Source organism: Leminorella grimontii (genome assembly GCF_039789245.1).
GTDB classification, from domain to species: domain Bacteria; phylum Pseudomonadota; class Gammaproteobacteria; order Enterobacterales; family Enterobacteriaceae; genus Leminorella; species Leminorella grimontii.
In genome coordinates this window covers 1-17025 of record NZ_CP146357.1, presented here as the reverse complement: position 1 = coordinate 17025, position 17025 = coordinate 1, and the positions used below count along the sequence as shown (strand labels likewise).

At 56.1% G+C, this 17025-nt stretch carries 17 protein-coding genes; 7 read left to right on the top strand and 10 right to left on the bottom strand.

Annotated elements, in window-relative coordinates; all coding sequences use genetic code 11:
• Window positions 1-120: 120 nt before the first annotated feature.
• Together glyS and glyQ are read right to left on the bottom strand one after the other, a co-directional pair.
• A complete protein-coding gene (gene glyS / locus V8L73_RS00085) occupies window positions 121-2196 on the bottom strand; it encodes a glycine--tRNA ligase subunit beta (protein ID WP_347253845.1) in 2076 nt (691 codons plus the stop codon).
• A gap of 9 nt (window positions 2197-2205) precedes the next feature.
• Window positions 2206-3132 carry a glycine--tRNA ligase subunit alpha gene (gene glyQ, locus V8L73_RS00080; RefSeq protein ID WP_027273774.1) on the bottom strand — a complete coding sequence of 309 codons (927 nt, stop codon included), beginning with the start codon at window positions 3130-3132 and terminating at the stop codon, window positions 2206-2208.
• 174 nt (window positions 3133-3306) lie between these two features.
• On the opposite strand from glyQ, the gene V8L73_RS00075 reads away from it, so the two are divergent.
• From V8L73_RS00075 to V8L73_RS00060, 4 genes are all read left to right on the top strand, one after another.
• Window positions 3307-3876, top strand: coding sequence for a DNA-3-methyladenine glycosylase I (locus V8L73_RS00075; protein WP_027273775.1), 570 nt, complete (start codon window positions 3307-3309; stop codon window positions 3874-3876).
• Window positions 3873-4319, top strand: a complete 447-nt coding sequence (locus tag V8L73_RS00070) for an N-acetyltransferase (RefSeq protein ID WP_027273776.1) — start codon at window positions 3873-3875, stop codon at window positions 4317-4319. Before V8L73_RS00075 ends, V8L73_RS00070 begins: the two co-directional genes overlap by 4 nt.
• Window positions 4320-4507: 188 nt before the next feature.
• Window positions 4508-4780, top strand: a complete 273-nt coding sequence (locus V8L73_RS00065; RefSeq protein WP_027273777.1) for a glycine zipper 2TM domain-containing protein — start codon at window positions 4508-4510, stop codon at window positions 4778-4780.
• Window positions 4781-4796: 16 nt separating this feature from the next.
• A complete protein-coding gene (locus V8L73_RS00060) occupies window positions 4797-5456 on the top strand; it encodes an OmpA family lipoprotein (RefSeq protein WP_027273778.1) in 660 nt (219 codons plus the stop codon).
• A 63-nt stretch (window positions 5457-5519) separates the two neighbouring features.
• Here V8L73_RS00060 and V8L73_RS00055 read toward each other — a convergent pair whose 3' ends face one another.
• Window positions 5520-5942, bottom strand: coding sequence for a hypothetical protein (locus V8L73_RS00055; protein WP_347253844.1), 423 nt, complete (start codon window positions 5940-5942; stop codon window positions 5520-5522).
• Window positions 5943-6132: 190 nt separating this feature from the next.
• Between V8L73_RS00055 and ghrB the strand changes: the two genes are divergently transcribed.
• Both ghrB and V8L73_RS00045 read left to right on the top strand, forming a co-directional pair.
• Window positions 6133-7107, top strand: a complete 975-nt coding sequence (gene ghrB, locus V8L73_RS00050; RefSeq protein WP_027273780.1) for a glyoxylate/hydroxypyruvate reductase GhrB — start codon at window positions 6133-6135, stop codon at window positions 7105-7107.
• 277 nt (window positions 7108-7384) lie between these two features.
• A complete protein-coding gene (locus V8L73_RS00045) occupies window positions 7385-8635 on the top strand; it encodes a valine--pyruvate transaminase (RefSeq protein ID WP_027273781.1) in 1251 nt (416 codons plus the stop codon).
• A gap of 62 nt (window positions 8636-8697) precedes the next feature.
• Here the strand turns inward: V8L73_RS00045 and ibpB are convergent, their stop codons facing one another.
• Both ibpB and ibpA read right to left on the bottom strand, forming a co-directional pair.
• A complete protein-coding gene (gene ibpB / locus V8L73_RS00040) occupies window positions 8698-9138 on the bottom strand; it encodes a small heat shock chaperone IbpB (RefSeq protein ID WP_027273782.1) in 441 nt (146 codons plus the stop codon).
• Between the two features lie 85 nt (window positions 9139-9223).
• Window positions 9224-9637, bottom strand: a complete 414-nt coding sequence (gene ibpA / locus V8L73_RS00035) for a small heat shock chaperone IbpA (RefSeq protein WP_027273783.1) — start codon at window positions 9635-9637, stop codon at window positions 9224-9226.
• A gap of 315 nt (window positions 9638-9952) precedes the next feature.
• On the opposite strand from ibpA, the gene V8L73_RS00030 reads away from it, so the two are divergent.
• Window positions 9953-10312: a YceK/YidQ family lipoprotein gene (locus tag V8L73_RS00030; RefSeq protein ID WP_261831867.1), complete on the top strand. Its 360-nt coding sequence runs from the start codon at window positions 9953-9955 to the stop codon at window positions 10310-10312.
• Here V8L73_RS00030 and V8L73_RS00025 read toward each other — a convergent pair whose 3' ends face one another.
• From V8L73_RS00025 to dnaA, 5 genes are all read right to left on the bottom strand, one after another.
• Window positions 10313-10897: a hypothetical protein gene (locus V8L73_RS00025; protein WP_347253843.1), complete on the bottom strand. Its 585-nt coding sequence runs from the start codon at window positions 10895-10897 to the stop codon at window positions 10313-10315.
• An 88-nt stretch (window positions 10898-10985) separates the two neighbouring features.
• Window positions 10986-13403: a DNA topoisomerase (ATP-hydrolyzing) subunit B gene (gene gyrB, locus V8L73_RS00020; protein ID WP_347253842.1), complete on the bottom strand. Its 2418-nt coding sequence runs from the start codon at window positions 13401-13403 to the stop codon at window positions 10986-10988.
• Between the two features lie 13 nt (window positions 13404-13416).
• A complete protein-coding gene (recF, locus tag V8L73_RS00015; RefSeq protein ID WP_347253841.1) occupies window positions 13417-14511 on the bottom strand; it encodes a DNA replication/repair protein RecF in 1095 nt (364 codons plus the stop codon).
• 22 nt (window positions 14512-14533) lie between these two features.
• Entirely contained in the window at window positions 14534-15631 is a 1098-nt protein-coding gene (gene dnaN, locus V8L73_RS00010) for a DNA polymerase III subunit beta (RefSeq protein WP_347253840.1), read from the bottom strand.
• A 5-nt stretch (window positions 15632-15636) separates the two neighbouring features.
• Window positions 15637-17025 (bottom strand): chromosomal replication initiator protein DnaA, encoded by a 1389-nt coding sequence (gene dnaA / locus V8L73_RS00005; protein WP_347253839.1) that lies wholly within the window; start codon window positions 17023-17025, stop codon window positions 15637-15639.

Genomic DNA, 17025 nt, shown 5'->3' with positions numbered 1-17025 from the left:
AATATCCTTTTAATTAATTTTAGGTAGAAATATTGTTAAAAAATGTCGTAGCGGTTACAAAAAATAACGCCGCCGAACCATAAATATCAGTAAATTATGGTTCAGCGGCGTAGGGCAGGATTAGGCTTTACTCAGTACAGAGATATCGGCCACTTTCAAGAACAGCTCGCGCAGCTTGCTGAGCATGGTCAAGCGATTAACCCGCAGGCTTTCATCCTCGGCCATCACCATGACGTTATCAAAGAAGGCGTCGACGAACTCGCGCAGCTCCGCCAGCTCGACCAGCGCTTCCTGATAGCGCCCTTCCTCAAACAGCGGTTCCAGCTTGTCGCGCATGACGGCAAGGTGCGCCGCCAAATGCACTTCCGCCGGCTCCTTCAAAAGCGCCGCGTTGGTTCTTTCGTGCAGCGTATCCGTCGACTTGGACAGAATGTTGGAGACGCGCTTGTTGGCCTCCGCCAGAGAGGTCGCGGCATCCAAGGTACGGAAGTGGGACACCGCCTTCACGCGGGCGTCGAAGTCTGCCGGGCGGGTAGGACGACGCGCCAGAACGGCGAGAATAACGTCCGTCGTGTAGCCCTCATCCTGATACCAGGCGCGGAAGCGGCCCAGCATGAACTCCACCACGCCGTCGACCGTATTGCCGTTGGTCAGCTTGCCGCCGTACAGGCGAACGGCCTCTGCGGTCAGGGTAGCCAAATCCAGCGGCAGGGACTTCTCGACGATAATGCGAAGCACGCCCAGCGCGGCGCGGCGCAGCGCAAACGGATCTTTATCCCCTTTCGGATGCTGGCCAATGCCGAAAATGCCCGCCAGCGTATCCATCTTGTCGGCGATGGCAACACAGCAGGCCACCAGCGAATCCGGCAGGCTATCGCCGGCGAAGCGCGGCATGTACTGCTCGTTTAGCGCCTGCGCCACCTCTTCGTCTTCACCGTCAAAGCGCGCGTAGTGCATGCCCATCACACCCTGCGTATCGGTGAACTCGAACACCATGTTAGTCATCAGGTCGCACTTGGACAGCAGGCCCGCGCGGGTCGCTTTATTCACGTCGGCGCCAATCTGCTCGGCTACCCAGCCGGCCAGCGCCTGAATGCGATCGGTTTTGTCGCGCAGCGTGCCCAGCTGCTGTTGGAACAGCACGGTTTCAAGACGCGGCAGGCGGTCTTCCAAGCGATGCTTGCGGTCGGTATTAAAGAAGAACTCGGCGTCCGCCAGGCGCGGGCGTACGACCTTCTCATTACCGGAAATAATTTGCTGCGGATCTTTGGACTCAATGTTGCTGACGAAGATAAAGTTCGGCATTAGGCGTCCCTGCGCGTCATACACCGGGAAGTACTTCTGGTCGCCCTTCATGGTGTGCACCAGCGCTTCCGACGGCACGGCCAGGAACTTTTCTTCAAACTTGGCCGTCAGCACCACCGGCCACTCAACCAGGGAGGTCACCTCTTCCAGCAGGCTGTCGCTGATGTCGGCGATGCCGCCAAGCTTAAGCGCGGCCGCTTCGGCATCGCGCTTGATAAGAAGCTTACGGGTATCGTAATCGGCAATGACCTTACCGCGCTCTTTTAATACCTGCGGATACTGCTCGGCGCTTTCCAGCGTAATTTCCGGCTCGCCCATAAAGCGGTGGCCGCGAATAACGCGGGAAGACTCAATGCCGAGAACGGAACCGGCAATCAGTTCGCTGCCGTAGAGCATCGTTACGGTATGCACCGGGCGGATAAACTGAGTTTCTTTATCGCCCCAGCGCATCGGCTTGGGGATAGGCAGCTTAGCCAGCGCCTGTGCGACAAGCCCGGCCAGCATGTCCTGCACCGGTTGCCCTTTAACCTGAGCGCGATACAGCAGCCATTCGCCCTTGTCGGTCGTCAGGCGTTCGGCCTGATCTACGGTAATTCCACAGCCGCGGGCCCAGCCCTCGGCGGCCTTGCTCGGCTTACCGTCGGCGTCAAACGCCTGCGCAACGGCGGGACCGCGCTTTTCTACTTCACGATCGGGCTGCGATGCGCTGAGCCCGGCTACTTTTAGCGCCAGCCGACGCGGCGCGGCGAACCACTCTACTGCGCCGTGAGCCAGAGAGGCCGCGTCCAGCTCGGCGGTAAAGTTAGCGGCAAATGATTCGGCAAGAGAGCGAAGCGCTTTCGGTGGCAACTCTTCCGTGCCGATTTCCACAAGGAAAGTCTGTTGAGTCATGGCGTTCTCTTAAACCTTTTTCTTATCTGATGAAGAGTGACACATCGGGAAGCCCAGCGCCTCGCGAGACGCATAGTAGGCTTCGGCGACCGACTTGGTCAGCGTGCGAATGCGCAGAATGTAGCGCTGGCGCTCCGTAACGGAGATGGCCTTGCGCGCGTCCAGCAGGTTGAAGCTGTGCGCCGCTTTCAAAATGCGCTCATAGGCAGGCAAAGGCAGCGGCGTTTCCAGCGCCAGCAGGCTTTGAGCTTCCTTTTCATACTGCTCAAAGCAGCTGAACAGGAAGTCGGTGTCCGCATACTCAAAGTTGTAGGTCGACTGCTCTACTTCGTTCTGATGGTAGATATCGCCATAGGTCGTTCTGCCGAACGGACCGTCGCTCCAAACCAGATCGTAGACGCTGTCGACGCCCTGAATGTACATCGCCAGACGCTCCAACCCGTAGGTGATCTCGCCGGTCACCGGCTTACACTCCAGGCCGCCGACCTGCTGGAAGTAGGTAAACTGCGTAACTTCCATGCCGTTGAGCCATACTTCCCAACCGAGGCCCCAGGCGCCCAGCGTCGGGTTTTCCCAGTTGTCTTCAACGAATCGAATATCGTGCACGGTCGGATCCAGCCCCAGCTCCTTCAGCGAGCCCAGATAGAGCTCCTGAATGTTGTCCGGAGAAGGCTTGATGATCACCTGAAACTGATAGTAGTGCTGCAGGCGGTTGGGGTTCTCGCCGTAGCGCCCGTCGGTAGGACGACGCGATGGCTGAACGTAAGCGGCAGCGATCGGCTCTGGGCCAAGCGCCCGCAGGCAGGTTATTGGGTGAGACGTACCGGCGCCCACTTCCATATCAAGTGGTTGAACGATGGTACAGCCCTGACGCGACCAATAATCCTGTAGCGTAAGGATTAATCCCTGAAAGGTTTTAGTATCAAACTTCTGCATGTTGGATCCGCGCACGATAGAATGGGGTTAAATTAGTGTAGTTAATCAGTATAACCTATATAACCTATAGATTTCGAGCGGCAACGGGCAGGAGAAAGGCGATAAATAGCCATAAACAGAGGGCAAAATCTCAATTCTCGCGCCAAACGCAAACCAACGTCAGGAGAGAACGTTATGCAACGCTGTAGCTGGGTGAGCCAAGACCCACTTTACATCGCCTATCACGATGAAGAGTGGGGCGTCCCCGTCTTTGACGGTCAGAAACTGTTTGAAAAGCTGTGCCTTGAGGGGCAACAGGCCGGGCTATCCTGGATAACGGTGTTAAAAAAGCGCGAAGCCTATCGCCAGTGCTTTCATCAGTTTGCGCCGGAAAAAGTGGCCGCCATGACCGATGCCGACGTTGAACGCCTGCTGCAAAACCCGGGCCTTATTCGCCACCGCGGCAAGCTTCAAGCCATTATCAACAACGCCAAAGCCTATCTGGCGATGCGCGAGAATGGTGAAGACTTCGCTGACTTTATCTGGTCGTTCGTCAACCATGCGCCGGTTATTAACCACTATTCATTAAAGGACGTCGCGGGGCTGCCGGCCTCAACGCCGACCTCCGACGCCATGGCCAAAGCCCTGAAAAAGCGCGGCTTCAAGTTTGTAGGCACCACTATCTGCTACGCTTACATGCAGTCGATGGGGCTTATCAACGATCATATGATTGAGTGTTTTTGCCACCCGGAACACGGGGCATGATCCGACCGTTTCAGGCGGACAGGCTGGACGCGCTGATGTCTCTATGGCTGACAACCACCATAGAGGCTCACCCGTTTGTCGATAAATCGTATTGGCTGGAGAGCGAAGCGCTGGTGCGCGACGTCTATCTACCCGACGCCGAGACCTGGATTGCTGAAAAAGACGGCGCGCTGCTGGGCTTTATCAGCATTATGAAACGGCAGTTTATCGGCGCGCTGTTCGTTACCCGCGCGGCGCAAGGCTACGGCGTCGGCAGCGCGTTGATTGAAAAGGCGAAGACGCTTTATCCCATACTGCTGTTAGAAGTGTATAAAGAGAACGCCAACGCCGTCGGCTTTTATCTAAAACACGGATTTAACGCCGTAGCCGAACAGCCCCATCCGGAAACGGGCCAAACCACTTACGTCATGCGCTGGCACGCCACTCATCTATCTAAAAGATAACAAAAGAAGAACCTGTTACATTTTCTTCAATTTTTATAGAGATATGCTCAATACACTGAAAATAAACAGATATTCTTTGTTAAAGAAACGTCGCGCAAGTGAAAAGTTTGCGTAAAGAATCTTCCCTTTTGTTAGAATTGATCTTTAATCAATGTATCTAAACGCTGATTCTTGTTGAGGAACAGACCATGAAAACATTGATTGCAACCGTTGTGCTGGTCGCCGCATCCACGCTAACTTTAGCGGGTTGCACTAACCCTTATGGCGGCGGCAACCAGAATAACAATCAGGCGGCTAACGTCGGCGTAGGCGCTGGCGTTGGCGCCGTAGTCGGTGCGGGCGTAGGCGCGCTTTCTTCGTCGCATAAAGATTACAAGAAAGGCGCGCTTATCGGCGCGGCCGCTGGCGCTGCGGTAGGCGCAGCCTCAGGCGCTATTCTGGGCAGTAGCTCAAATCAGTAATTCGTAAGGAATGAACATGAAAAAATCGACAATCGCGCTTGCCGCACTGCTGAGCGGCACGTTGGTTATCTCCGGATGTACCACCAATCCTTATACCGGTGAATCCCAGGCCGGTAAAGCCGGCATCGGCGCAGGCATCGGCGCGGCCGTGGGCGCCGGCGTAGGCGCGCTTTCCTCCTCGAAGAAAGATCGCGGCAAGGGCGCCCTTATCGGCGCAGCCGCCGGCGCGCTGCTGGGCGGAGGCGCGGGTTACTATATGGACGTGCAGGAAGCCAAACTGCGTGAAAAGATGGCCGGAACCGGCGTTAGCGTCACGCGTAACGGCGACCAGATTATCCTGAACATGCCTGATAACGTCACCTTCGATACCGGCAGCAGCTCTCTGAAGCCTGCTGGAGCCAATACGCTGGTTGGTGTCGCGATGGTGCTGAAAGAGTATGACAAAACCGCCGTTAACGTCGTTGGCCACACCGACAGCACCGGCTCGCGCGCGACCAACATGCGGCTTTCACAGCAGCGTGCCGACAGCGTCGCCAGCTCGTTGATTACTCAGGGCGTATCTGCCGGCCGTATCCGTACGGCGGGCGTCGGTCCGGATCAGCCGGTAGCCTCTAACAGTACCGAACAGGGCAAGGCGCAAAACCGCCGCGTGACCATCACGCTCAGCCCGCTGTAATCACCGTTCGTTACACACTAGGCGCCGACAAACCTTTGTCGGCGTTTTTATTTCTTGCTGGGGCTATTCCTCATTTTCCTCATAGAGCCTGAGCATAAGCTCCCCGTCTTTGCCAAAGGCCGCCAGTTCGCCGTCGATATCCAGCCAACTCTGATATTTCCTGTTCTCAGGATCGTCCAGACGATATCCGCATCGCGTATAGACGCCTTTTAGATCGAAAACATCGTTCGCTGGCGTCTGTACCGAGAGCGTAAATTCAAACGCTACGCCCGTACGAACCAGAATCACATGTTTAGCATCTTCACCCTCGCTCCGTCCGCCTGTCAGCCACTGCGGCGTCGACGTCACCTGAAAAGACAGCAAGCGCGAACCGGCCACCGACTGGCACAGCAGTGACTCAACGTCAGTCCTGATTGCCGGGAAGGGCTCGTCGGCCAACCATTTAAACATGTGCTCGGTATCTAAAAGCGGGGAAAAATCGTCCATTGAGCGTTCTAAACCGTATTTATAAAAGAGAATGACATCATTGCAGAAAAGCCATTAAAAGCTATTCTTTTTCATGGAATGCAGGCCGCATTGTGCTGAAAAAACAGTCATATTCTGCCCATTTTATATGCTATTGTTTATCGTTACGTTCCTACTCTGTTCTCTACGTTTTATTCCATGAGGAGACGTCATGAAACCCTCGATCGTCTGTTATAAAAAGCTGCCTGCCGAACTCAAACAAAAACTGGAAAAGCGCTTTAACGTTACCGCCTTTGACGCTATCAACGACGACAACTTTCCCGAATTCCTCGCATCGCTTGAGCACGCAGACGGGCTTATCGGCGCAGGGTTAACTATCGACAGAGACCTGCTGCAAAGAGCGCCCAGGCTGCGGGCCGTGTCCACCATTTCCGCCGGATACGACAACTTTGACGTTGAGGCGCTTACCGAGAGGCGCATCCCGCTGATGCACACCCCCGGCGCGCTGACCGACACGGTCGCGGACACCATTATGGCGCTGGTGCTGGCCTGCGGCAGGCGCATCGTCAACGTCGCTGAACGGGTAAAAGCGGGAGAGTGGAAAGGCAGCGTTGACGAAAGCTGGTTCGGCACCGACGTACATCATAAAACCATGGGCATTATCGGTTTGGGTAGAATAGGCACCGCGTTGGCGCAGCGCGCCCACTTCGGCTTTGATATGAAAATCATTTACCACACGCGCACCCGCAATGCCGAAGCGGAAGATCGGTTTAACGCCATCTATATGGATTTGGACAAGCTGATGTCGACCGCCGACTACGTGTGCCTGATCCTGCCTTTGTCGCCGCAGACCCATCATCTCATCAACGCCGAGAAGCTGGCGCTGATGAAGCCCGACGCCTATTTTATCAACGCCGGGCGCGGCCCCGTGGTCGACGAAAATGCGCTGATTGACGCCCTCTCGCAGGGGAAAATCGCCGGCGCCGGGCTGGACGTCTTCGAGCGAGAACCGTTGCCCACGGACTCTCCGCTGCTTTCCATGCCCAACGTCGTGGCCGTCCCCCACGTCGGCTCCGCCACCTTTGAGGCCCGCTACGCTATGGCGAAATCCGCCGTGGACAACCTGATCGCCGCCATGGCCGACAGTATCAGCGACAACTGCGTAAACCCACAGGTCATCCGCTAAGCCCTTTTGCGCCGCTTAACCAAACGCTTTTTGATACAGGTTAGGTTAAGCGGCACTTTTTCCTCCAGCACAAACGCAACGTTTTTTTCGCTCCCCATTCCCAATCGGTTTACGACCGGCGGATATCGCCGAAAATATCACCAAATAGAAAGGCAAATGCAGCATTTACGCCAAGCGACGGCGGCACATCCCCCCTTGCGGCCCCGTTGCATCGGCCTTTGCCTATCGGTTATTGTTACCGGCTATGTTTTCTCACCCTGACTTTTAACGTATACCCATGACTTTTTCTTCTTTTGGCAATAAGTTCACCCGCTTTTCCGGCATTACCCAGTTAATGAGCGACCTGAATGACGGCTTACGCACGCCCGGCGCAATTATGCTCGGCGGCGGCAACCCTGCGCAGATCCCCGCCATGCAAAGCTACTTTGAGACGCTCTGCGCCGACCTGCTAAAAGAAGGCAAACTGACCGAGTCATTGTGCAACTACGACGGCCCGCAGGGGAAAAACGCTTTTTTAACGGCCCTGGCCGAGCTGTTAAGCCAAACCCTAGGCTGGCCGATTGAGGCAAAAAATATCGCCTTAACCAACGGCAGCCAAAGCGCATTTTTCTACCTGTTTAACCTGTTTGCCGGGCATCGGCCGGACGGTCAGGTAAAAAAGGTGCTGTTCCCGATGGCGCCGGAGTACGTCGGCTATGCGGACGTCGGCCTTGAGGACGACCTGCTGGTCTCTTACAAGCCCACCATTGAGCTGCTGCCGGACGGCATGTTCAAATACCACGTCGACTTCGACCACCTTCAGGTTGGCGACGATATCGGCCTAATGTGCGTCTCGCGACCGACCAACCCGACCGGCAACGTGCTGACGGACGAAGAGCTTACCCGCCTCGACGCCATCGCTCGCCAAAAAGGGATCCCGCTCATCATCGATAACGCCTACGGCGTGCCTTTCCCCGGCATCATTTTCAGCCAGGCGACGCCCTTGTGGAACGCCAACACGATCCTGTGTATGAGCCTGTCCAAGCTTGGGTTGCCGGGCACGCGCTGCGGCATCGTTATCGCCAATGAAGAGATAATCACAGCCCTCGGCAACCTGAACGGCATTATCAGCCTGGCGCCGGGCAGCGTCGGCCCCGCGCTGGCGTTGGAAATGATTCAGCGCGGCGATTTGTTAAAGCTGTCGCAACAGGTTATCGGGCCGTTTTATCAGGCCAGAGTGAAACAAACGCTCGGCATCCTTCGCCGCTACCTGTCGCCGGAGCGCTGTCTCATCCACAAGCCGGAAGGCGCTATCTTTCTGTGGCTGTGGTTTAAAGACCTGCCGATTACCAGCCAAACGCTGTATGAACGCCTCAAAGCTCGCGGCGTGCTGATGGTGCCTGGTCAGCACTTCTTTCCCGGATTGGATAGGGCGTGGCCGCACACCCAGCAGTGCATGCGCATGAACTACGTTCCCGCTCCCGAGCTGATAGAAAAGGGCATCGCCATTCTGGCCGAAGAGATCGAGCGAGCTCACGCCGAAGGCTGATTTTGCTTAAAGAAAAGGCGAAGCCTTACGGCTTCGCCTTTTTTATTTCTGGGCCGTCAGCGCTATTGCTGAACGTCGATCGCCGGCGTTTCTACCTTCGTGCCAATCGCTATCCGCTGCGCCTGCAGCGCTTCCGGCACCTGGCGCACGATATCAATGTGCAGCAGCCCCAGCTCAAACTTGGCTTCGGAAACGTGCATGTGGTCCGCCAGCGTGAAGCTCAGCTCAAACGCCTTGCAGGACAAGCCCTGATGGAGGTATTTAACCTCTTTTTCGACCTGCGTCGGATTGCCGCGAACGGTCAGGCGCTGGCCTTCCGCTTCGATTTCCAGGTCGTCTTGTTTAAACCCGGCCAACGCGAGCGTAATGCGGTAGTGGTTATCGTCGCTTTTCTCAATATTGTACGGAGGGAAGTTCGAGTCGGCGCTTCCCTGCAGGGCATTAGCCAGTTTGTCAAAGCCGATCCACTGACGAAGTAAGGGTGATAAATCATAGTTACGCATGGTATTAACTCCTTCTTTGAAGCGAGTAAAGTTTGCCCCCGTTACGGCAGGCGATTAAATCTCTTCGGCTTTTGCCAAGCCTTAATTACTTAATGTCGATACGGCGCGGCTTGGAGGCCTCAGGGATAACGCGCGCCAGCTCGATATAGAGCAGGCCGTTTTCCAAATGGGCGCCTTCTACCTGAATATGCTCGGCCAGTTGGAATTTGCGCTCGAAATTGCGCTCGGCGATCCCCTGATAGAGATAGGTCTTTTCCGGCTGCTGCCCCTGCTTTGCGCCACGTACGATCAACATATTCGGTTGGGCGGTGATGTCCAGCTCGCTTTCGGCAAAGCCCGCAACCGCAATCGCAATGCGGTAGTGGTGCTCGTCGACCAGCTCGACGTTATAGGGAGGATAGCCGCCGTTGCCCTGATTTAATCCAGACTCAAGGGTGTTTAACAGGCGGTCGAAACCAATGGCGGAACGAAACAGCGGGGACAGGTCAAAGTTACGCATAGATACAAAGCCTCCTAACTCATCAGCGAGGTGATAATTCCCGTTCTCCACCATTGGACGAACGGTTTAAATAGCGGTTTACCCTCATTCGGCATAAACCTTCTCAGCTACACTTAATAAATGGGGACACCGGGACGCATTTCAATAGTGGACTTTGATTTTCTTCTCAGGCTGCGCCCCGCCTAATTAATGACGGCGGCGTAGCATTATGAGATATCGCTTATTCTCATTTTCTGAGATGAATGTTATAACTCTGTGTCTTCGAACTTCAGGGAACGAATCCGGCCTTAATAACCGATTTGTGGGTGGCAACGAATGGTGGTTAGCATAAAACGTACGCTATTGACGACTTTCGCCAGCGCAACGATGTTTTCACTGTCGGGCTGTTCCAGCATCATGGGCCACGTCGCGCCCTACGAAGGCTACTACCCCGGCGTCGAACACAACGTCAATGAGCTCCAGAACGATAACAGCGGCTGGCTGATGCGCTCGCTGGTGGTTCTCGACATGCCGTTTACCGCCGTTCTCGACACCGTACTGTTGCCCTACGACTACTACCGCTCCACCAACGGGCGAGAATCCTCCCGAAAAAAGGTGTCCGAATCAGACAAACAGAAGCGGGCCAGCGGGCAGATGAGGGATTCGGGGTATAAGAAGCCTGAGGCTAAGAAGTAGCTAAGTCAGGCTCTGATAAAAAGATACGCACTGTTCCCACGCCCTTTTCTCAAACCTCCAGCCGGGATGCGCTATCCAAAGGATATTTTCATCCCGCTGTAAAAAGCGGTTCACATAGTTCCTACAGCGCATCAGCCGCTCTTCGTCCCAGCGTTCGCTCACCCAGCCTCGCCACCGTTCGCCAAACCGCAGCATCCCAGACATCACCTCATCTTCATTGTTCATGCCTACGGGCTGAAACAGGCCGATACCGTCCCAATGCACTGTCTCTGCCTCTTTACGAACTTTAGCGACAATAACCAGACAGCTTAAGTCCAGATCGTCTTCACAGACCAGAATCGGCACGTTTTGCGTTAATGGGCTTTGCAGCAGCTCCTGAATAAATAGCCGCTCTCCTCGACACATCATTTCCGGCCCCCAGGCCGGATACAGCCCTTTTAGACTCTTAAGAGGAGGCAGGGCATCGTGTTTGCTCTCTGAAACCCACTGTTCCAGACAATCAACGATAGGGATACCGTCTATGGTCAGATAGTCTTCACTATATCCATGAGGCGTCGGAGCGGCACAAATATCAATGTGATTCATGACAATGGCTATATTAAGGGCCCTTGTTTATATAAGAAAGGCAGCCCACAGGCTGCCTTTCTGCTTTTACTCTTAGGCAATCGCCCCGCTACACGTCGAGGTTCGCCACCTTCAGCGCGTTCTCTTCGATAAAGGCGCGGCGTGGTTCAACTTCATCGCCCATCAGCGTGGTGAACAGCTGGTCAGCGGCGATGGCGTCCTTGATGGTCACCTGAAGCATGCGGCGGCCCTGCGGGTCCATGGTGGTTTCCCACAGCTGTTCGGGGTTCATCTCGCCCAGTCCTTTATAGCGCTGGATAGTCAGGCCGCGGCGCGACTCTTTCACCAGCCAGTCGATCGCCTGCGCGAAGCTGGCTACCGGCTGGCGGCGCTCGCCGCGTTCGATGAAGGCGCCGTCTTCGATAAGTTCGCGCAGCTGTTCGCCGAGCTGGCAAATCTTGCGGTATTCGCTGCCGAGCACAAAATCGACGGTCAGCGGGTAGTTGGTATCTACCCCGTGGGTGCGAACGCCAATAACCGGCTCAAATACGCCGCGCTCGGCGTTTTCACGCACGTCGGCGATATAAGCGCTGCCGTGCTGCTCGCGCTCGTTCAGCGTCGCTACGGTTGCATCGACCCAGGACTGAACCGACGCCCTGTCGGCCATCAGCGTTTCCGTCAGCGTAGGTTGGTATACCAACTGGTTCAGCAGCGCCATCGGCGTGCGGCGCTCCATGCGCTTAAACATCTTCTCAATTGCATAGTACTCGGCAACCAGGCGCTCCAACGGTTCGCCGGCCAGCGCGGGCGCATGCGGGTTAACGTGCAGCGCAGCGCCGTCCAGTGCAGTGGTAATCTGATACTGATCCATCGCCTCGTCGTCTTTGATGTACTGCTCCTGCTTGCCTTTCTTCACCTTGTACAGCGGCGGCTGAGCGATATAGACATAGCCGCGCTCGATGACTTCCGGCATTTGACGATAGAAGAACGTCAGCAGCAGCGTACGGATGTGCGAGCCGTCGACGTCGGCATCGGTCATGATGATGATGCTGTGATAGCGCAGCTTGTCCGGATTGTACTCGTCGCGACCAATGCCGCAGCCCAGTGCGGTAATCAGCGTCGCGACTTCCTGCGAGGAGAGCATCTTGTCAAAGCGCGCCTTCTCGACGTTGAGGATCTTGCCCTTCAGCGGCAGGATCGCCTGATTCTTACGGTTACGCCCCTGCTTGGCAGAGCCGCCCGCCGAGTCCCCTTCCACCAGATAGAGTTCAGACAGCGCCGGGTCGCGCTCCTGGCAGTCCGCCAGCTTGCCGGGCAGGCCGCCCAAGTCCAGCGCGCCCTTGCGGCGAGTCATCTCCCGCGCCTTACGGGCGGCTTCGCGCGCGCGCGCGGCGTCGATAATCTTGCCGACGACGATTTTAGCGTCGCTGGGGTTTTCCAGCAGGTATTCAGACAGCTTTTCCGCCATAACGGATTCAACGGCAGACTTCACTTCGGAAGACACCAGCTTGTCTTTGGTCTGAGAGGAGAACTTGGGATCCGGCACCTTAACGGAAACAACGGCAACCAGGCCTTCACGGGCGTCGTCGCCAGTGGCGCTGATTTTCGCCTTTTTGCTATAGCCTTCCGCTTCCATATAGTTATTCAGCGTGCGGGTCATCGCGGCGCGGAAGCCGGCCAGGTGAGTACCGCCGTCGCGCTGCGGAATGTTGTTGGTAAAGCAGTAGATATTTTCCTGGAAGCCGTCGTTCCACTGCAGAGAAACCTCTACGTTGATGCCTTCTTTATTCTCGTTGGAGAAATAAAACACCGACGGATGGATCGGATTCTTGTTGCGGTTCAGGTAGTCGACAAACGCCTTGATGCCGCCTTCATAGTGGAAGTGATCGTGCTTATCGTCGCGCTCATCGTTTAGCTTGATAGAAACGCCGGAGTTCAAAAACGACAGCTCGCGCAGGCGCTTGGCCAGAATGTCGTACTGGAATTCCAGATTGCTGGAAAAGGTGTCCGGGCTTGGCCAGAAGCGAATGCGGGTACCGGTTTTATCGCTCTCGCCGATAGGCGCAAGCGGCGCTTCCGGCACGCCGTGACGATAGATTTGTCGGTAGACCTTGCCGCCGCGATCGATAACCATCTCCAGCTTATCGGACAGCGCGTTCACTACCGATACCCCTACGCCGTGCAGGCCGCCGGAAACTTTATACGAGTTATCGTCAAACTTGCCGCCGGCGTGCAGTACGGTCATGATAACCTCCGCCGCCGACACGCCCTCTTCGGGGTGGATGTCCGTCGGAATACCGCGGCCGTCGTCCTGTACGGAGACAGAGTTATCGCTGTGGATGGTGACTACGATATCCTTACAGTAACCCGCCAGCGCCTCGTCGATCGCGTTATCGACAACCTCAAATACCATGTGGTGCAGGCCGGTTCCGTCGTCCGTGTCACCGATGTACATTCCCGGTCGCTTACGAACCGCGTCCAGACCTTTTAACACCTTGATACTTGAGGAATCATATGTATTCGACATTAGCGTTTCTCGCTCACTCTAAATCCTGTGGTTGATGCTGTATTTTGCCATGTTCTACTAAGAACATCCTGCCATTTTTGTCCATCATGTCAGCAATCTGCTCAGCGCTGACGGCGCTGACAAACACCTGTGCGCCGGTCGCTTTCAGGCGGTCAGCCAACAGCTTGCGGCGCTGAACGTCAAGCTCAGAGGCAAAATCATCGATAAGATACAGGCAACGGCGTCCGCTCTGGCGAGTAAGGAACTCACCCTGAGCCAAGCGCAGTGCGCACATCAGTAACTTAAGCTGCCCGCGAGACAGCATATCTTCGACCGGCACGCCGTCCGCCCGAATGCGGAAATCCGCCTTGTGCGGGCCGGACGCCGTATAGGTCAACGCCCGATCGCGCTCAAACTGCCGTTCGAGCAGTTCGCCATAGTCGCACTCTTTATCCCAACCGCGCTGAAAAGAGAACGACAGCGAAAACTCCGGTAAAAACGCGCTGCAGGTTTGAGTAATATCCTGCGCGATTGCCTCGGCGTAGGCCGCGCGCCACTCGCTCACCTGCGTCGCCAGCGGGACGATCTCTTTGTCCCACGGGCGGATCTGCGAATAGCGTTGGGTTTGACGCAGCGCGGCGTTACGCTGCTTCAGCAGCCGCCTGAGGTTATTCCAGCCGTGAAAGAAATGGGGCTCGCTGTGAAAACATCCCCAGTCCAAAAAGGCCCGACGGTACTTCGGCCCGCCGTTCAATAGCGTAAAGCCTTCCGGCGTTATCAGCTGGATAGGTAAAAGCTGAGCCAATTCAGACACTTTGTGCCCGTCGCTGCCGTCAATACGCACCAGCGTATCCCCCAACCGACTTTTACGCAGACCAATCGACAGCTCGCGTTCGCCGCCGTCGGCTATTCTACCATGTAATACAAATTCCTGCTGCTCATGCCGCACTACGCGCCCGGTTTGCAGGCTGCGAAAGGCGCGACCGTGCCCCAGCGCGTATACCGCTTCTAATACGCTGGTCTTTCCGCTGCCGTTAGGGCCAATAAAAAAATTAAAGCCGGCAGACGGAGTCAGGTCTGCCGACATAATGTTGCGGAAATCGTTGATCAGTAAGCGGGTTAATGCCATTTAAATACGACGTGAGCTCCGCTTACAGGCGCATAGGCATAACAACGTAGGCTGCGCTGACGTTATCGCAGTCTTCCAGCTGTACGCTGGACACCGAGTCCGTCAACAGCATTCTCACCTCTTCGCACTTCAGGGCGTTGAGCACGTCCAGCACGTAGCTGACGTTAAAGCCGATTTCCAGATCGGTGCCGTCGTAGCGTACGTCGAGGATCTCTTCCGCCTCTTCCTGCTCCGGGTTGTTGGCCGTGATCTTCAGTTGGTTCTGATTCAGATGCAGCCGCACGCCGCGGAACTTCTCGTTAGAGAGGATGGCCGCGCGAGAAAACGCCTGCTTGAGCTCATCGCAGTTGGCTTCCAGCGTTTTGTCCGGATTTTTGGGCAGAACGCGACGATAGTCGGGGAAGCGGCCGTCGACCAGCTTGGAGGTGAAGATAAAGTCGCCGACGTGGGCGCGAATGTTGTTGCTGCCGATTTGCAGCCTGACGTCGTTGCTGTTGTCCAGCAGGCGGAACAGCTCCAGAACGCCTTTGCGCGGCACGATAACGTCGTGAGGCGGCAGCTTCTGGCCGACGGACATCGAGCAGACCGCCAGGCGGTGGCCGTCCGTCGCGACGGTGCGCAGCTCTTCCCCTTCGGTTTCAAACATCATACCGTTGAGGTAGTAGCGCACGTCCTGATGGGCCATAGAGAACTGGGTCGCTTCAATCAGGCGCTTGAGCGTCGCCTGCGGCAGCGTAAACTCTACGTCGCTCTTCCAGTCGTCCAGATTCGGGTAGTCCGCCGCCGGCAGCGTAGAAAGCGAGAAGCGGCTGCGCCCGGAGCGAACCAGCACGCGGTCGTTTTCCAGCGTAAAGCTGATTTCCGCGCCGTCGGGCAGGCCGCGGCAAATATCGAGAAACTTCCGCGCCGGCACGGTGATAGCGCCCGGTTCATGGGGCTGCGTCAGGCTAATACGTGCGACCATCTCCATTTCCAGGTCAGTACCGGTTAGCAGTAAATAGCCTTCCGTCACTTGAATCAGAAGATTGCCGAGAATGGGCAGCGTAGGACGGCCACCCAGCGGGCTGCTAACCTGTTGCAGCGGCTTTAACAAATGTTCGCGGTCAATGATAAATTTCATAAGCGTTATGATGATAGTGTTCTGATTAAGTTAGAGAAATCTTCTTTAATGTCGTGGCTTTCTTCACGCAGCTGCTCAATTTTACGACAAGCGTGCAGCACCGTAGTGTGATCCCGACCGCCAAACGCGTCGCCGATTTCCGGCAGGCTGTGGTTGGTCAACTCTTTTGCCAGCGCCATTGCCATTTGGCGCGGTCGGGCGACCGAACGGGAGCGGCGCTTGGAAAGCAGGTCGGCGATTTTGATTTTATAGTATTCGGCGACGGTTTTCTGAATGTTATCGATAGTCACCAGCTTTTCTTGTAAAGCCAGCAGGTCGCGCAGCGCTTCGCGCACGAAGTCGATGGTAATTGCGCGGCCGGTAAAGTTGGCGTTGGCGATAACCCGGTTGAGCGCGCCCTCCAGCTCCCGCACGTTGGAACGCAGGCGCTTGGCGATGAAAAACGCCACTTCCGCCGGCAGGCGAATGTCGTTCTCATCGGCCTTTTTCATCAGGATAGCCACACGGGTTTCCAGCTCCGGCGGCTCGATCGCCACCGTCAGGCCCCAGCCGAAGCGGGATTTCAGACGATCCTCAACGCCGTTGATCTCTTTCGGGTAGCGATCGGAGGTCAAAATGATCTGCTGGTTACCTTCTAGCAGCGCGTTGAAGGTGTGGAAAAACTCTTCCTGCGAGCGCTCTTTGTTGGCAAAAAACTGAATGTCGTCGATAAGCAGCGCGTCAACGGAACGGTAGTAGCGCTTAAATTCTTCTATCGCATTGTTTTGCAGCGCCTTCACCATGTCCTGAACGAAGCGCTCGGAGTGCATGTAAACCACTTTAGCGTTGGGCTTACGTTCGATAATGCCGTTGCCGACCGCGTGCAGCAGGTGGGTTTTACCCAAACCGGTGCCGCCGTATAAGAACAGCGGATTGTAGGCGCCGCCGGGGTTATCGGCCACCTGGCGCGCCGCGGCTCTCGCCAACTGGTTGGATTTACCCTCGACAAAGTTGTCGAACTGATGCTTGGGATTAACGCCGGAGCGGTAGGCCAGCTCGGGCTGAGACGACGCGTTCTCCCAGCTTGGCCGCACGGCCGCCGAGCGAGCGCTTTCCGCCGGCTCTGCGCCGCTGGGCGCCGCCTTCTTCACGCCGCGAGCGGGAGCCACCGACTTGGCTCCGACCTCAAAACGAAGCTTTGGGACTTCAGTCCCACAAAAGTCGTTAAGCAGCGCGTTGATGTTGTTCAGATACTTATCGCGAACCCAGTCGAGCACAAAGCGATTGGGCGCGTAAAGAGCGAGCGTATTGTCACTCAGTTCCGCCTGCAGCGGGCGGATCCACATGCTGAATTCTGTGGCAGGTAATTCATCTTGCAGTCGGGCAAGGCACTGCTGCCAAAGAGAAAGTGACAC

What these genes read in the sequence shown, in the direction of transcription:
- recF (WP_347253841.1), bottom strand. Translation starts at nt 14,511, where the DNA reads ATGGCATTAACCCGCTTACTGATCAACGATTTCCGCAACATTATGTCG.
- V8L73_RS00055 (WP_347253844.1), bottom strand. Translation starts at nt 5,942, where the DNA reads ATGGACGATTTTTCCCCGCTTTTAGATACCGAGCACATGTTTAAATGG.
- gyrB (WP_347253842.1), bottom strand. Translation starts at nt 13,403, where the DNA reads ATGTCGAATACATATGATTCCTCAAGTATCAAGGTGTTAAAAGGTCTG.
- V8L73_RS00045 (WP_027273781.1), top strand. Translation starts at nt 7,385, where the DNA reads ATGACTTTTTCTTCTTTTGGCAATAAGTTCACCCGCTTTTCCGGCATT.
- V8L73_RS00075 (WP_027273775.1), top strand. Translation starts at nt 3,307, where the DNA reads ATGCAACGCTGTAGCTGGGTGAGCCAAGACCCACTTTACATCGCCTAT.
- V8L73_RS00025 (WP_347253843.1), bottom strand. Translation starts at nt 10,897, where the DNA reads ATGAATCACATTGATATTTGTGCCGCTCCGACGCCTCATGGATATAGT.
- ibpB (WP_027273782.1), bottom strand. Translation starts at nt 9,138, where the DNA reads ATGCGTAACTATGATTTATCACCCTTACTTCGTCAGTGGATCGGCTTT.
- dnaN (WP_347253840.1), bottom strand. Translation starts at nt 15,631, where the DNA reads ATGAAATTTATCATTGACCGCGAACATTTGTTAAAGCCGCTGCAACAG.
- V8L73_RS00065 (WP_027273777.1), top strand. Translation starts at nt 4,508, where the DNA reads ATGAAAACATTGATTGCAACCGTTGTGCTGGTCGCCGCATCCACGCTA.
- V8L73_RS00070 (WP_027273776.1), top strand. Translation starts at nt 3,873, where the DNA reads ATGATCCGACCGTTTCAGGCGGACAGGCTGGACGCGCTGATGTCTCTA.
- ibpA (WP_027273783.1), bottom strand. Translation starts at nt 9,637, where the DNA reads ATGCGTAACTTTGACCTGTCCCCGCTGTTTCGTTCCGCCATTGGTTTC.
- V8L73_RS00060 (WP_027273778.1), top strand. Translation starts at nt 4,797, where the DNA reads ATGAAAAAATCGACAATCGCGCTTGCCGCACTGCTGAGCGGCACGTTG.
- ghrB (WP_027273780.1), top strand. Translation starts at nt 6,133, where the DNA reads ATGAAACCCTCGATCGTCTGTTATAAAAAGCTGCCTGCCGAACTCAAA.
- glyQ (WP_027273774.1), bottom strand. Translation starts at nt 3,132, where the DNA reads ATGCAGAAGTTTGATACTAAAACCTTTCAGGGATTAATCCTTACGCTA.
- glyS (WP_347253845.1), bottom strand. Translation starts at nt 2,196, where the DNA reads ATGACTCAACAGACTTTCCTTGTGGAAATCGGCACGGAAGAGTTGCCA.
- V8L73_RS00030 (WP_261831867.1), top strand. Translation starts at nt 9,953, where the DNA reads ATGGTGGTTAGCATAAAACGTACGCTATTGACGACTTTCGCCAGCGCA.